The organism is Natrinema marinum, from assembly GCF_024296685.1.
In the GTDB taxonomy this organism is placed as follows: Archaea; Halobacteriota; Halobacteria; order Halobacteriales; family Natrialbaceae; genus Natrinema; species Natrinema marinum.
This window is the reverse complement of sequence record NZ_CP100763.1, coordinates 1,868,611-1,881,775: the sequence shown is the minus strand read 5'-3', so window position 1 is coordinate 1,881,775 and position 13,165 is coordinate 1,868,611. Positions and strand designations below refer to the sequence as shown.

At 67.2% G+C, this 13,165-nt stretch carries 17 protein-coding genes; 5 read left to right on the top strand and 12 right to left on the bottom strand.

Annotated features, from left to right (window positions below; all coding sequences use genetic code 11):
• The first annotated feature begins 42 nt into the window (after positions 1-42).
• Both NKH51_RS09280 and NKH51_RS09275 read left to right on the top strand, forming a co-directional pair.
• Positions 43-993: a phytoene/squalene synthase family protein gene (locus NKH51_RS09280; protein ID WP_254765097.1), complete on the top strand. Its 951-nt coding sequence runs from the start codon at positions 43-45 to the stop codon at positions 991-993.
• Between the two features lie 72 nt (positions 994-1,065).
• The gene (locus NKH51_RS09275) at positions 1,066-1,218 is read left to right on the top strand and encodes a hypothetical protein (protein ID WP_254765096.1); all 153 of its coding nucleotides are present in this window, start codon (positions 1,066-1,068) and stop codon (positions 1,216-1,218) included.
• Positions 1,219-1,246: 28 nt separating this feature from the next.
• On the opposite strand, the gene cruF is transcribed toward NKH51_RS09275, so the two are convergent.
• From cruF to NKH51_RS09255, 4 genes are all read right to left on the bottom strand, one after another.
• Positions 1,247-2,170, bottom strand: a complete 924-nt coding sequence (cruF, locus tag NKH51_RS09270; protein WP_254765095.1) for a bisanhydrobacterioruberin hydratase — start codon at positions 2,168-2,170, stop codon at positions 1,247-1,249.
• Positions 2,163-3,041 (bottom strand): prenyltransferase, encoded by an 879-nt coding sequence (locus NKH51_RS09265; RefSeq protein ID WP_254765094.1) that lies wholly within the window; start codon positions 3,039-3,041, stop codon positions 2,163-2,165. The genes cruF and NKH51_RS09265 overlap by 8 nt, the downstream gene beginning before the upstream one ends.
• A 37-nt stretch (positions 3,042-3,078) precedes the next feature.
• Positions 3,079-4,560: a phytoene desaturase family protein gene (locus tag NKH51_RS09260; protein ID WP_254765093.1), complete on the bottom strand. Its 1,482-nt coding sequence runs from the start codon at positions 4,558-4,560 to the stop codon at positions 3,079-3,081.
• Between the two features lie 118 nt (positions 4,561-4,678).
• Positions 4,679-5,782, bottom strand: coding sequence for a sulfite exporter TauE/SafE family protein (locus tag NKH51_RS09255; RefSeq protein WP_254765092.1), 1,104 nt, complete (start codon positions 5,780-5,782; stop codon positions 4,679-4,681).
• 182 nt (positions 5,783-5,964) lie between these two features.
• Between NKH51_RS09255 and NKH51_RS09250 the strand changes: the two genes are divergently transcribed.
• The gene (locus tag NKH51_RS09250) at positions 5,965-6,153 is read left to right on the top strand and encodes a hypothetical protein (protein ID WP_254765091.1); all 189 of its coding nucleotides are present in this window, start codon (positions 5,965-5,967) and stop codon (positions 6,151-6,153) included.
• Positions 6,154-6,263: 110 nt separating this feature from the next.
• The gene (locus NKH51_RS09245; protein ID WP_254765090.1) at positions 6,264-6,437 is read left to right on the top strand and encodes a hypothetical protein; all 174 of its coding nucleotides are present in this window, start codon (positions 6,264-6,266) and stop codon (positions 6,435-6,437) included.
• Between the two features lie 118 nt (positions 6,438-6,555).
• Here the strand turns inward: NKH51_RS09245 and NKH51_RS09240 are convergent, their stop codons facing one another.
• On the bottom strand, positions 6,556-6,840 hold the full coding sequence (locus tag NKH51_RS09240) for a translation initiation factor eIF-1A (protein ID WP_081603348.1): 285 nt from the start codon (positions 6,838-6,840) through the stop codon (positions 6,556-6,558).
• A gap of 91 nt (positions 6,841-6,931) precedes the next feature.
• Positions 6,932-7,444 carry a YkgJ family cysteine cluster protein gene (locus tag NKH51_RS09235; protein WP_254765089.1) on the bottom strand — a complete coding sequence of 171 codons (513 nt, stop codon included), beginning with the start codon at positions 7,442-7,444 and terminating at the stop codon, positions 6,932-6,934.
• Positions 7,445-7,852: 408 nt separating this feature from the next.
• On the opposite strand from NKH51_RS09235, the gene NKH51_RS09230 reads away from it, so the two are divergent.
• A complete protein-coding gene (locus NKH51_RS09230; protein ID WP_254765088.1) occupies positions 7,853-8,464 on the top strand; it encodes a hypothetical protein in 612 nt (203 codons plus the stop codon).
• A gap of 122 nt (positions 8,465-8,586) precedes the next feature.
• Here the strand turns inward: NKH51_RS09230 and NKH51_RS09225 are convergent, their stop codons facing one another.
• From NKH51_RS09225 to cobT, 6 genes are all read right to left on the bottom strand, one after another.
• Entirely contained in the window at positions 8,587-9,348 is a 762-nt protein-coding gene (locus NKH51_RS09225; protein WP_254765087.1) for a fumarylacetoacetate hydrolase family protein, read from the bottom strand.
• Positions 9,349-9,443: 95 nt separating this feature from the next.
• Entirely contained in the window at positions 9,444-9,677 is a 234-nt protein-coding gene (locus NKH51_RS09220) for a hypothetical protein (protein ID WP_254765086.1), read from the bottom strand.
• A gap of 124 nt (positions 9,678-9,801) precedes the next feature.
• Positions 9,802-10,254 (bottom strand): DUF8009 family protein, encoded by a 453-nt coding sequence (locus tag NKH51_RS09215; RefSeq protein WP_254765085.1) that lies wholly within the window; start codon positions 10,252-10,254, stop codon positions 9,802-9,804.
• Between the two features lie 26 nt (positions 10,255-10,280).
• Entirely contained in the window at positions 10,281-11,078 is a 798-nt protein-coding gene (locus NKH51_RS09210; protein ID WP_254765084.1) for an adenosylcobinamide amidohydrolase, read from the bottom strand.
• Entirely contained in the window at positions 11,071-12,123 is a 1,053-nt protein-coding gene (locus tag NKH51_RS09205) for an aminotransferase class I/II-fold pyridoxal phosphate-dependent enzyme (RefSeq protein ID WP_254765083.1), read from the bottom strand. The genes NKH51_RS09210 and NKH51_RS09205 overlap by 8 nt, the downstream gene beginning before the upstream one ends.
• Complete coding sequence (gene cobT / locus NKH51_RS09200) at positions 12,113-13,165, bottom strand: nicotinate mononucleotide-dependent phosphoribosyltransferase CobT (RefSeq protein WP_254765082.1); 1,053 nt, start codon at positions 13,163-13,165, stop codon at positions 12,113-12,115. Before cobT ends, NKH51_RS09205 begins: the two co-directional genes overlap by 11 nt.

The following is a 13,165-nucleotide window of genomic DNA, read 5'->3' as shown; positions in this document are numbered from 1 at the left end:
GCCGGTCGTCGGTCGAACGGAGGCGGGGTCTACGATACAGCAATGAAACAGGAACATATCGACGCAGGCAAGGCGATACAGAAGCGGACCGGAAAGACGTTCTATCTCGCGACGCGGTTTCTCCCCGAGCGGGTGCGACACGCCACGCACGTCCTCTACGCGTTCTTCCGGATCGCGGACGAGGTCGTCGACGACGCAGACGGCACTCCTCCCGCAGAGCAGCGAGCCCGGCTCGAGGACCTTCGTGCGCAGGCGACAGGCGAGCAACCGCCCGACGACCCCGTCCTCGAGGCGTTCGGGGAACTGCGGGAGCGCTACGGGATCTCCGCCGAGGAGGTCGACACCTTCATCGATGCGATGGCGGCCGACATCGAAACCGACCGGTACGAGACCTATGGCGACCTCGAGTCCTACATGCGCGGCTCGGCCGCGTCGGTCGGCGTGATGATGACGGCGATCATGGAGTCCGACGCCGAGGAGGCCGCGCTCCCCCACGCCGTCAAACTCGGCGAGGCGTTCCAGATGACGAACTTCCTGCGCGACGTCCGCGAGGACATCGTCGAGCGCGACCGGATCTACGTTCCCCAAGAGACGCTGCGGGAACACGGTGTCGACCCCGAACAGATCGAGCGCCTCGAGCACTCCGAGTCGTTCGCCACGGCGATGGCGAGCGAACTCCAGCGGACCGAGGAACTCTACCGCGAGGGCGTCGCCGGCATCCGATACCTCCCCGAGGACTGCCAGCTCCCGGTGTTACTGGCGGCGGTCCTCTACGCGGAACACCACGCCGTCATTCGCGCACAGGGGTACGACGTGCTCTCGAGCGAGCCGTCGCTGTCGACGGCTCGAAAGCTGTGGTGTCTCGCGAAGACGCGCTGGCACTGGCACTGGAACCGCGATCCGGAAGCCGTGTTCCAGCGGGTGTCGGCGGTGCCGACGACCGAACCGGACCGGCGCGGTCCCGAGCACGGAGACAGGATTCCGACCCGGTAGCTATCCGGCGCATATCAAACCCCTCGATATGGTGGATTTCCGTTTGTTATTCCCGCAGTCGAACGAACAGCTATGTCTACGAACGCGAATTCGACAGTCATCGACGAGGAACGAGAGATGGCGCGAACGACCGCGATCGGGCTCGGCGTCTGGCTCGCGGTGACGGTCGCTGCCGTCGTGTTATTGCTCTTGTTCGGCGACAGCATCTCGAGTCTGTTCGTCTGACTGGTCGATCGGGACCGTCCGACAGTGGCTATTTTTGGGGGTGGCTCCCCGGCAGCGTCCGCCGAACTATCGCGAGGTCGTACCGATCGGTCCGGGCGAGGGCGAGACAGAACAGGCCGGCCACCCCGGCCGCCAGCCACTGCCCGTAGAGGACGTTGATTGTCCCCCAGAGCAGGACGAAGCTTACCAGGTCGTCCAGCGCGAACTCGCAAGCTCGAACGCGCTCTACGACGGCCGCGCGATCGAACGCGAGATCGACGAGGACGACGGCGACGGTCCCCGAGAGGAGCCACCCCCGGTAGTTCGAGAGCGGGACGCCGTAGTAGCCGCCCGACGGGTCGTACGACCAGAAGCCGATCGCGACGGCACCCGGATCGAGGACCAGATCGATCGCGAGGACGGCGGCGACCGCGGCGAAAAGGCGAGGCAGGGCGTGTTCGATCCGCTCTCCGAGTAGTAGTAACGAGAGCAGGTAGGCGTTCAGCACCAGCGGCACGAAAAACAGCGGCAGCGCAAGCGGGACCTCGCCGGCCAGCATCGGCCCCAGCTCGATGCCGTATTCGAAGGGGCCGTAGGGCCAGCCGGTCCGGACGCCGACGAACTCGATCGCGTAGGTGTATGCCGTCAAGACGACCAGCGGGACGAGCGCCCGTCGGTCGATTTCGGGCAGCAACGCGACGACCAGCGGCGAGCGCATCACCAGTGTCCCGAACAGGAGCAACAGCGGGTTGTACGCAAGCGGCGGCGGGAGCAACTCCGCCGCGCTCGCGAGTAGCGATATCGCGCCGACGACCGGGAAGACCACTGCGATCGTGAAGCGATTCTCGCGGACGAGGTCCTCGAGCCGGCGCTGGACAGCGGCCCGCGTTCGCACCGGGTCGGTCTCGTCGGCGGCGGTTTCAGCGCTCGAGCGCGGGCTCGCGGACGACCTCGTCGCCTCGTCGCTACCCATGAGCCACCCTCCAGAGTCCGCCCATCGTCAGGAGCGCGCCGACGACGGTGTTGATCGCGGGGAACCACCAGTACGCGCGGTCGACGGCGACGTTGGCGACCGCGATCGCGGCGACGAGCGCGGGATAGACGAGCATGAGCGCGCCCAATCGGTAATCGAGCGCGCCGAAAGCGGCCGCGCTCGCGAGCCAGCACGCGCCGCAGTAGGCGTAGGTGCGCCCCTCGCCGAGCACCGTCGCGGTGGTCCGGATCCCCGCCTCGCGGTCGGGCTCGATGTCGGGGACTGCCGAGAAGGTGTGCATCCCCATCGCCCACAGCCAGCCGCCGGCGATCGCCAGCAACGGCGGCTGGATGGCCGCGACGGCGGCGTAGGCGGCGATCCCCGGCGTCACGTAGAGCCCGTTCGAGACAGAATCGAGGATGGGCGTCGTCTTGAACCTGACCGGCGGGGCGCTGTAGGCCGCCCCGAGGATGAGGAAGGCGACGAGCCAGGGCCAGGCCGCGGTCGAAAGCAGCGGCGCGAACAGCAGGGGGAGCGCCGCACAGAGCCCCACGGCGGCGGGAACGTACCGCTGGCCGCGGTAGCGGGCCTCACGGTCCGCTTTCTTCGGGTTCTCGGCGTCGATCTCCCGGTCGTAGATGTCGTTGATCCCGTAGAGGAAGACGTTCGCCGGCACGAGGAAGTACGCGAACAGCGCGACCGTCGCCGGCGTGACCAGTTCCCCGACCGACGCCGCGGCGTAGGCGACGCCGACGAGGACGGGGCCAGCCAGATACAACCAGAACCGCGGCCGCGAGAGCGTCAGCAGATACGACAACTCCTCGCCGAGCGCGGACTCGGCCTCGGTCGCCGAACTCGAGCGCCCCGTCATCGCCGTCTCGAGCCCGGCGTGCGGTCGTTCGGCCCGCTCATCCGTGGTCCTCGAGCACTTTCTCGGCCGTCAACTGGCCGCTGATGAGGCACATCGGCATGCCGATCCCGGGTGTGGTATCGCCGCCCACGAAGTAGAGTCCATCGACCGCTTTCGAGCGGTGCGGAGGGCGGAACAGCGAGGTCTGCCGGAGGGTGTGGGCCAGCCCCAGCGCCGTCCCGCCGTAGCTGTTGTACCGGTTCGCGAAGTCTTCGACGCAGAAGCGCTCCTCGAGGACGATCCGGTCGCGAACGTCGGTTCCCGCGTTGGCGGCGATGTCCGCGAGGACCAGATCGCGGTACCGGTCGCGGATTTCGGGAGAGTCCTCGAGGCCGGGCGCGATGGGGACGAGGACGAACAGCGCGCTGTGGCCCTCGGGTGCGACGGTGTCGTCGGTCTCGGAGGGAACGCAGACGTAGTAGGCGGGGTCGTCGGGCCACTGCGGGTCGTCGAAAATCTGGTCGAAGTGTTCGTTCCAGTCGGTCGGCAGGACGAGGGTATGGTGGGCGAGTTCGTCCACGTCGCCCTCGATGCCGAGGTAGAGCAAGAACGCGGAGGGCGCGTAAGTCCGCTCGTCCCAGTAGTCGGCGTCGTAGCCCCGTCGCTCGGGCGTGAGCAGGTCCTGTTCGGTGTGGGCGTAGTCGGCGTTGCTCACGACCAGATCCGCTTGCAGCGGGCCACTGGCGGTCTCGACTTCGAACCCGCCTGCGCGTCCTTTGATCTCCGTCGCCGGCCGCTCGGTGTCGTACTCGACGCCGAGTTCCCGTCCCAGTTCGGAGAGGGCGTCGATGACCGCGCCGATGCCGCCTTCGGGGTACCAGACGCCGAGGTTGAAATCGACGTGACTCATGAGGTTGTAGAGTGCCGGCGTGTTCGTCGGCGACCCGCCCAGGAACACCAACGTGTACTGCATGATCTGCTGGAGCTTCGGGTGGTCGAAGTAGCCCTCGACGTGACCCTGCATCGAGCCCAAAAGCGAGAGGCCGCGGGCCTGTCGGGCCACGTCGAGATCGACGTAGTCGCGCAGGCGCTCGCGGTCTTCGTAGACGAAGTGTTCCATCCCCACCTCGTAGTTCTCTTTCGATTTCTCGAGGTAGCGCTCGAGGGCCTCGCCCGCGCCCGACTCGTACTCCTCGAAGACGGCCTTCGTCCGCTCGAGATCGGGCGTCACGTCGACCTCATCTCCGTCTTTGAAGAAAATTCGGTAATGCGGATCGAGGTGCTCGAGTTCGTAGTAGTCACTCGGCGTCCGGCCGAAGTCGCCGAAGAAGCGCTCGAAGACATCGGGCATCAGATACCACGACGGCCCCATGTCGAACCGAAAGCCGTCTCGCTCGAGGCGGCTTGCGCGCCCGCCGACCTGTTCGTTCTTCTCGATAACGCGTACGTCAGCGCCTGCGTCGGCCAGATAACAGGCCGTCGAGAGCCCCCCGATCCCGCCACCGATCACGACGACAGACTCACCGGCCAGCGATTCCATGCCTAATGGACGTGTCCGACCGATGTTAAACGTGATTCATACATAGGTAGGGAATCCGGACCGTTCGCTCGAGTTCGATATCCTCGAGCGAACAGCGAGCCGCGGCCTTCGTCGACGCTCAGAAGCCGCTGACGGCCATCAGGAACAGTGCGACGGCGATAATCGCGAACAGGCCGCCGACGCCTTTCTTGATCGTCCCGGTATCGAGCGCCGCCGAGACGTAGGGAGCGATCTGCCCGCCGAGCGTCGTCGCGGGGACCGTCCAGACGACCATGTTCCACGGCGTCGATGCGAGATCCATCGTGTGGCCGCCGGGGACCAGCCCGCCGCCGAAGACGTGAACCAGCGAGGCCAACACGGCCGTCGTCGCGACGACGATGTGGTTGGTGCCGATGGCGACGCGGACCGGGACCTCCGTCCGCAGCATCGAGATGATGCCGAGTTCGCCGATACCGAAACCGGCCAGCCCCTGGAAGACGCCGCCCACGCTGTAGTTGGCGAACCGCTCGAGGTAGCCGCCCAGCGAGTACTGGTAGTCGTTGCCCTCGCGATCGACTCGGGTGATGGTGCCGCTGTCGTCCCGTTCGACCCCCGCGGGGCCGAGCTTGTCCGAGTCGTTGGGGAGTTCGCCGCCCGCACCGCCGTCGGCCGACACCGTCTCACCGCCGTCCCCGCCCGAGCCGCCGCCGGGCTCCTCGTGGCCGAGATTCGCCCGGAAGAGCAGGAACGACGCCGCCAGCAGTGCGATCCCCAACAGCGCGTGGAACAGCGGTTCCGGGATGACAAAGGAGAGCAACGCGCCAGCGACGACGAAGGGAACGCCGCCCAGCACCAGCGTCGTCGCGAGCCGCCGGTCGACCAGTCCGTATTGGATGAAGGCCAGCGCGGAACTCGAGAGGCCGAAGGACTCGCTGATGAGCCCGATCTTCACGAGTGTCTCCGGCTCCAGCGGGTACGCGATAAGCGGAAAGACGAAGATCAGGAAGGGGACGAACAGCGCGGAGCCGCTGATTCCGACCGTGTTGACGATCGTCGCGCCGATGAGAAAGGCGATGAACAGCCACCAGTACTCGAGCCAGTAGCCGGTGCCTGGGTCGGCGGGCCCCGTCGGTGCGAGGAAGAAGACGCCGACCACGAACGCCAGTGGTGCGAGAAACACGAAGACGTGCTGGTACTTGAGAAAGGTCTTCTGAACACTGGTGGACGATGACGAGGGGGTCATTGAGCCGTGAGGCCAGGGTTATGAATCGGGAAATAAGAGTATTTCCGTCTGCTGTCGCCTTGGTAACCGTTGGTACGGTGTCTGAGGTGGGCAACGACCGGCAACTGCCGGGTCACCCCTCGTCGTCCCGCGCGGTCGAATCATCATCAACGTTTATTACGCCACTCGTGCTACATACTACCATGAGTTTTCCAGAGGGGCCCCGGAAACCGGGTGAGCAGTCCGCAGTAGATGACAGCGACGCAATCGATCACGCCCCGACGGACGGACTCATCGCGGCCGCACGCGAGTCGTTCCGAACCCACGCTCTGACGTGGGCGCGGCGCTACGTCGAAATGCGCGTCGACGCGCGGACCGCCCGTCGGGAGTAACGACCGCTCGCGGTTCCGACCGACCGTTTTTCGTCGTGAGGAAACGTTCCGGTCGAAACGCTACTAACCGTTATCGTTCCCCGTGGTGTACTGTGTCACGGTGATCGAGGATGCAAGACGTAGCGGCGACTGCGGTTACCTGTCCCCACTGCGGGGAGAAAGCGACTGTCTCGCTCCCTGCCGCGGGGACGGACGTGAAAGTGCGGCAATCGGTCGCGGCGTTCGGCGACTACACGACGGTCACGTGCTCGGAAGGTCACACCTACTGGGTGTACTTCTGTTAGCGCGCATTTTTCGGCCGCTGTTGCCGCGTTCGGCCCTCGAGCGGGGGCGATACGGCGTTCTCACTGACCGATTCGTCGTTTCGAGAGAAATCTACGTCTCAGGCCGTCTCCGAAGGAATCAATCGATGTGGCCTTCGCGGCGGAGCTGGTCGGCGTCCTGGCCGGTGTAGCGCCACTCGATGGTGGCCTTCTCGTCTTGCCAGTCCCAGGGTTCGGCGACGACGATGTCGTCTTGCTCGATCCAGGTGCGGTATTTCATGCGTCCCGGGATGCGGCCGAGTCGCTCCTCGCCGTCCTCACAGCGGAGGCGGACGTGGTTGCCACCGAGATGTTCGGTTACGACGGCGAATACTTCATCGCTGTTGGGCATACGGAGGTTCCGTCGCCCGGAGTCTTCTGTCACAGCCAAACTACGTGCGCCAGACGTTTAAAGGATTGGAGATCCACGGTAACGTATCACTCGATTTCGTGAACGATCGGTCTCCGGACAGCACCTAGAGCTCACGATCCGAATCCGGATCTTCGAGCTCCCACAGGAGCTCCGGGAGGAACGCCTCGAGATTGTCGATGACGCGTCGGTCGCTGACATTCAGCCCATCGCAGTGATCGTGGGCTGACTCGCGGATATCGACGTGGAGGTCGCCGTCCTCGAGTCGGACCCCCAGCGGAAAGACCGAACACCGGGTGGGCTTCCAGTCTTCCTCGAGGTGGAGCGAACAGAGGCCGTCCTCCCGGAGGAAGGCACAGGCGGCGCCGTCCTCGGCGACGTGATCCTCGCGGGCTTTCGGCTCGCGCGTGACGAACTTCTCGCCGCGGAACTCCGTGGTGGTCTCGGCGAGGTTCGCCCGCTGGGCTAACTCGAGGAGATCCCGATCGTACAGGAGGACGCCGTGATGACAGCACCACGTGCAGTCGTCGACGCACTCGAAGGTGAGGTCGGGATCGAACTCGACGATGACGTCGCGGCCGGGGTAGACCTCGACGCGTTGCGGGGCGTCAGCGCTCACGTATTGCGCGTGGTGAGTCGTCGTGAAGTGCCTTTCTACCCACCGTTTCAGTTCCTTTCGGGGCTCGAACGGACGTTGACTTCCTGACGGTCCCTCCCGAATCGGGCCACCAGCGGCGGCGTATGTAGTATGACAACGAGATTCCGCGTGAACACACCCGGTAACGATCTCTTGAACGATCGGCAGTCTCTGGCAGAAGGACGAATGGACCCGAACAATCACTCGGGAGTTCGAGTGGAAGAAAACGGTAGCTCGATTGGGAGAAACGGTCGGGGAGGTGGTGAAACAGTCGGGCGGGTGAGAGAAACAGTGGCTCAGGTCTTTACTGGCGCGACCGGTCTGATCCCATGTCCTGCGAGGCGACTTACTGCCGAATCCCAGTCCTCGTGGGATACCACCCAGAGAACCATGTCATACCAACAGCCACCGCAACAACGAACGGGACAGGCAGCACAACAGCAGGTCGGACGCCAGCAGCCCCAGCAACAGGCTGGACAGCAGCATCAACAGCAGCCCCAGCAACAGGTCGGACAGCAGCCCCAGCAACAGATCGGACAGCAGCCCCAGCAACAGATCGGACAGCAGCCCCAGCAACAGGCTGGACAGCAGTATCAACAACAGCAGTCTCAATCGTTCGACCAGGCCGTTCCCCAGCAGGTCTCGCAGGCCATCTACCAGCTCGAGCAGCTCGAATCGGATGCCGAGTGGGCACACGGACAGGCGATGGAGGCCGGCGATCGGTTCACAGCCAAGAAACTGGCTGACATCTCTCAGATCACCCATCTCCAGAAGTCCCTCCTCCTGCGCCAATCCGACGTGGCCCAGACGTTCAGTCAGTGCTCCCAGCAGGCGCTCCAGCAGAGCACTCAGCAACTCCAGCAGTCGCAGGTTCCCGGCGTTCAGCAGGTAATCCAGAAGGCCCAGCAGCTCTCCCAGACGCTCCCACAGGCGAGCCAGCAGGTCACACAGCAGATGGGACGCCAAACGTCGTCGTCCCAGGTCGGCGGGCAGTCCTTCTAACGACGGCTCAGGAAGCGACCTCGCTTTTTTCGGGTACTCGCCGGGCCATCGTCGCGTATTCGGCGTGAAACCCACCGTCCGGAACCGACAGCACCTTGCAGGTACGTTCTCACTCAGACGGGCTACGCGCGAACCGAGTCCGCTTCGAGCGGTAGTTTCTCGCGTTCGCTCGAGTCGACGACCGTATTTCGAAGGGTACCGATACCTTCGTAGGTAATCTCGACGGTGTCGCCGGGTTCGACGAGACCGGGGTTGGCGGGGCTGCCAAAGGAGACTACGTCGCCGGGGCGGAAGGTGACTCGCCGAGAGAGGTGGGCGATAACCTCGTAGGGGTCGAACAGCATGAGTTCGGTGTTTGCCTCCTGGCGGCGCTCGCCGGCCACGTCGGTGTACATGTCGATTCCGGTCGGATCGACCGCGGTCTCGATCCAGGGGCCGAGCGGGCCGGAGGCGTCGAAGGCTTTCCGGGGCGAGCGTTCGCCCTGATCGAGTGCGTCCATGTCGTTCAGGATCGTGTACCCGCGAACGACTTCGGGGACCTCGTCTTCCGAGAGGTTGCGGCAGGGTTCGTCGATGACGGCCGCGAGTTCGCCGGCGTAGGTCACCTCGTCGCTGAACGAGGGATAGGGAATCGGGGCGCCGTGGCCGACGAGCGACGCGGGCGGCTTGATGAAGAAGTCGGGTTCGTCGGGGCGTTCGTACGCCATCTGCTCGATGGTCGCCGCGAAGTTGCGCCCGACGCAGTACAGCGCCGAGGGCGTACACGGCGGACGGAAGTCGGCGTCGGTGCCGACCTCGTAGACGCCGTCGTCGGCGTGTACGACGCCGTCCTCGTATCGTCCAGCAACTGTGCCGTCGTCCGTCGCGATCCGCGCGAGTTTCATTATCGGCGCTCTCTGTCGTGACGGATTAGTCGTACCGGTTTAATTTCGGACGGATCGCGGGTTCGGACGGCGAACCTCCCGCGCGACCGAGCGCCTCACTCCTCGAGCAATAGGTACGTGCGACCGCCGCGGTGCTCGAGCGAAACGGCGTCTGTCTCGACGTTCGACCGAACGAACTCCTCGATGCCCGCGGCGTGCAGGTCGGTAACGTCGATTCGGTCGCGTCCCTCCTGCTCTCCAGAACGGCGGTCGACGGTCGCGGCGGATTCGAATCGCTCCTCCTCGCTGCGGTCGGCGCGGTCCTCGGTCGCTTCGACGATCAGTGACATACGTTTCAGTTAGACCGACAGTACGTCAAACCGACCCGTCCGGAGTGAAAGTGAAAGTACGGGACGGAGCGGCTCCGATCCGCTGACTCGAGGAGCGCGAGCGTCGGGCCCGAGTCACGGCGATTCAGCCGAGCGTCTTGACCTCGACGCGGTGGGGGCCGTCGTCCGTCTCGAGCGGTACCGCGTCGACGATCGCCCCGCGGGCGCGGTCCTGCCAGTCCGCGACGGCGTCGGCGTGGCGCTCGCGGAGTCGCTCGGCCTCGCTCGAGTTGGCATCCGCGCTGGCGTCCGCGTCCGCGAGTTCGGACTCGAGGTCGGGATACGCTGCGACGATGTCGTCCGCGATGACGTCGGCGGGCGCGAGGTGGACCGCGCCGGTCAGTTCGGTGTCGTCGACGCGGTAGACGTGGATGCGGGCCCGCATCCGGCCGTGGAACGGCGGGGTCAGCCGGAGGACGGCCTCACCTGGGTTCTCCTGACTGTAGGCGTAGGCGTCGACCGCGTCGTCCGGCGAGAGCGCGACCGAACGGATCGCCGACGGGTCGTCGGTTTCGGCTGCGGAGTCGTCCTCGACCATCGGGTTCGGATTGGACGCGCGGCCGTTTAACCCTCGGGTTCGACGGCTTCGTCCGCCGGTCGCGGCCGAAACACCGCGGCGCGCTCGGCCGTCGACACGCCGTACGGGGCGTCCGCGACGGAGTCGGGCCGTTCCACGTCGCCGTCCGCGTAGTGGGCGCGCAGCGACGCCCGAACGGCGTCCCGGACGCAGGCGCGGGCCGCCGCGCCGACCTCGGTGCCGCTGCCGGAGAAGTCCGCCGGCGTCCCCGAGGGATCGTGGCCGACGACGACCGCGTCCGTCGTGGTTCCCGGAAAGCCGGTCTCGGCGAGCAGCGTCGCGGCTTTCGCCTCCGCGGCGACCGCGATGAGATTCGCCAGCGCACCGGGCGCGAGCGCGCGCGTCGTTCCAACGATGACGTTGACCGTTCCCCGGCCCTGACCGCGCTCGGCGCTCGAGTCGTCGCCCTGAACTCCATCGGGTTCGGACGCGGCGTCGCTCGGTTCCATCGGGAGCGCGGCGGGGTTCGAAACCCCGGCGGTCGCGTAGGCCGTCACGGGACCGCGGCGAGCGCCGCGGGCGTCCGCGATGTCGACGCCGGTCAGCAGGGCCGGCCCGGCCGCGTCGGCGCTGGCCCGATCGAAGCCCGCTCGCTCGAGGCGGTCGTCGACGTACTCGCCGAGATCGGTCTGTCCCCATCCCTCCGGGACCGAGACGTTGTACGCGTGGGCGGCGACGCAGCGGCCGCCGTCCCAGCCGGTCGAGAGCCACTCGGCGTCCGGCCGGCTGACCCGGAGGACGCCGTCCCGCCGGATCGCGTCGTACGCGGGATCGGTGTCACTCATCCGTCCCTCCATCGTCATCGCCGCGAACGCCCAGCGCCGCCAGCAGGCGGTCGTTCGACGCGCGGTCCTTGACCGCGACGCGGACGTGCGAGTCGAGCCCGCGGAACGTCGTCGCGTCCCGGATCGCGACGCCGTCGGCTCGTGTATCGGCGATCACCTGCGACACGTCGCGGTTGCCCACGTCACACAGGAGGTAGGGCGCGTCCGACGGGTGGACACCGAACGCACCCTCGAGCGCTTCACGCAATCGCTCGCGCTCGCGGTCGACGCGCTCGCGCGTATCACGGACGAACGCCCGCTGGCGGAGACAGTGCGCGCCGACTCGGGCGGCCGGCGTCCCGAGCGACCACGCGCGTCGAGCCGTCTCGAGCCGATCACGCCGCTGCCCGCTCGCGACGGCGAAGCCGGCGCGCAGCCCCGGCAGCCCGAACAGTTTGGTGAGCGAGCGGGCGACGACGACGTGCTCGCGCTCGAGGGTGGCGGCCGACGGCAGTTCCGTGTAACCGAGGAAGGCCTCGTCGACGAGTAGGGTCGTGCCGGCGTCCGCACAGCGATCCACGAGGGCTTCGAGCCCCGCCGGATCGGCCGCGTCGCCGGTCGGGTTGTTCGGCGTACAGACCACCGCCAGCGCGCAGGGCTCGAGCACCGCCGGCCCGACATCGAACAGTTCGTCGTAGCGGACGAACCGAGAGGTGGCCCCCTGCAACCGGACCTCTCGGGCGTACTCCCCGAAGCTCGGGTAGGGAACGAGCGCCTCGTCGCCGGGCTCGAGTGCGGTTTCCATCGCCAGCCGAATGGCGGCGAGCCCGCCGGGGGTCGGGATCACACGCTCGGGATCGCAGCCGACGAACGCGGCCGCCGCCTCTCGGTAGTCGGGATAGCCGTCGTCCGGGTAGCGTCGCGATTCCTCGAGCGCGGCCGCGTACACGTCGTCGACGCCCTCGGGCGTCCGGGGGTTCGTGTTGGCCGAGAAGTCGAGCAGGTCGCGGTCGGGTTCGCCGCCGTGGGGGACCCGCTCGGCGGTGTCTATCGACTCAGCGTCCACGACCGCCCTCCGGCGCGTCGCCGGGGTCGCTTTCGGCGCTCGGTCCGTCGGCGGCGTCGCTCTCGATCCCGAGTCGGGCACAGACCTCTTCGAGTCGGTCTCTGACCGACCCCATCCACCCGTCCGGAACGAGCGAGAGCGCGCCGCCCATCGCGACGCCCTCCTTGGCCTCGCCGGCGCAGTAGCGCGCCATCGCGACGTGATCGCGCCCGTCGAAGCCGGGGTCGGTGACGGTGAGATCGCAGTCGAACCGGTCGCAGGCCTCCGCGAGCCGGTCGCCCTGTTCGTCGGCCACGAACGAGGTGGTCGCGATCGACAGCTGCCCGTCGACGCCGGCGTGGCGTAGCGCGGCCGCGACGGCGACCATCTGCGTGCCGCCGCCGAGCGTCACGTCGGTCCCGGCCTCGAGCGCGCCGGCCGCGATGCCGGCCACCGTCGGCTGGACGGGGTCGCCGACGGCCTCGATCGCCTCGAGCGGCGACTGGGCGCAATCGCCGGCCTCGAGGTCGCTCGCGGCCAGGGCCTCGTCGACGACGCGGCGCTTGCGCTCGATGGGGTTCTCGGGCAGCGACGAGGAGACGCCGCTGGGCTCGCCGAGCGCGGTGAGGACGCCGAGCGCGGTGGTCGTCCCGCCGGGGACCGTCTCGCCGATCACGAGGGTCTCGTCGGGTAGGCTCGCCCCGTAGTCGTACGCGCGGTCGAAGGCGGCGTCCGCGTCCGGCACGGCGATCGGGTCGCGAATGTCGTTTCCGGGTCGGACGCCGAGGTCGACCGTCGGCGCGGCCGTCGACTGGGTGAGCCCCGCGTCGATCACCGCCACGTCGAAGCCGACGACCTCCCGCACCGCACGGGTCACGGCAGCGGGCGTCGGGCAGCCGTTTGGGCTCACCGGCGTCACCGGCGACGCGGTCGGCTCGCCGTACGCGAGGATCTCCACGTCCGCGGAAGGGGTGTGTTCCATCAGTTCGGGCGCGGCCCCGGCGGCGCTGATACCGTCGATCAGGGCCGTCTCGGTCGTGCCGGCGGGGAGGAGCACGCGCAT

Coding starts and splice junctions, on each gene's coding strand:
- NKH51_RS09280 (WP_254765097.1), top strand. CDS start 43: ATGAAACAGGAACATATCGACGCAGGCAAGGCGATACAGAAGCGGACC.
- NKH51_RS09275 (WP_254765096.1), top strand. CDS start 1,066: ATGTCTACGAACGCGAATTCGACAGTCATCGACGAGGAACGAGAGATG.
- cruF (WP_254765095.1), bottom strand. CDS start 2,170: ATGGGTAGCGACGAGGCGACGAGGTCGTCCGCGAGCCCGCGCTCGAGC.
- NKH51_RS09265 (WP_254765094.1), bottom strand. CDS start 3,041: ATGACGGGGCGCTCGAGTTCGGCGACCGAGGCCGAGTCCGCGCTCGGC.
- NKH51_RS09260 (WP_254765093.1), bottom strand. CDS start 4,560: ATGGAATCGCTGGCCGGTGAGTCTGTCGTCGTGATCGGTGGCGGGATC.
- NKH51_RS09255 (WP_254765092.1), bottom strand. CDS start 5,782: ATGACCCCCTCGTCATCGTCCACCAGTGTTCAGAAGACCTTTCTCAAG.
- NKH51_RS09250 (WP_254765091.1), top strand. CDS start 5,965: ATGAGTTTTCCAGAGGGGCCCCGGAAACCGGGTGAGCAGTCCGCAGTA.
- NKH51_RS09245 (WP_254765090.1), top strand. CDS start 6,264: ATGCAAGACGTAGCGGCGACTGCGGTTACCTGTCCCCACTGCGGGGAG.
- NKH51_RS09230 (WP_254765088.1), top strand. CDS start 7,853: ATGTCATACCAACAGCCACCGCAACAACGAACGGGACAGGCAGCACAA.
- NKH51_RS09225 (WP_254765087.1), bottom strand. CDS start 9,348: ATGAAACTCGCGCGGATCGCGACGGACGACGGCACAGTTGCTGGACGA.
- NKH51_RS09220 (WP_254765086.1), bottom strand. CDS start 9,677: ATGTCACTGATCGTCGAAGCGACCGAGGACCGCGCCGACCGCAGCGAG.
- NKH51_RS09215 (WP_254765085.1), bottom strand. CDS start 10,254: ATGGTCGAGGACGACTCCGCAGCCGAAACCGACGACCCGTCGGCGATC.
- NKH51_RS09210 (WP_254765084.1), bottom strand. CDS start 11,078: ATGAGTGACACCGATCCCGCGTACGACGCGATCCGGCGGGACGGCGTC.
- cobT (WP_254765082.1), bottom strand. CDS start 13,165: ATGCGCGTGCTCCTCCCCGCCGGCACGACCGAGACGGCCCTGATCGAC.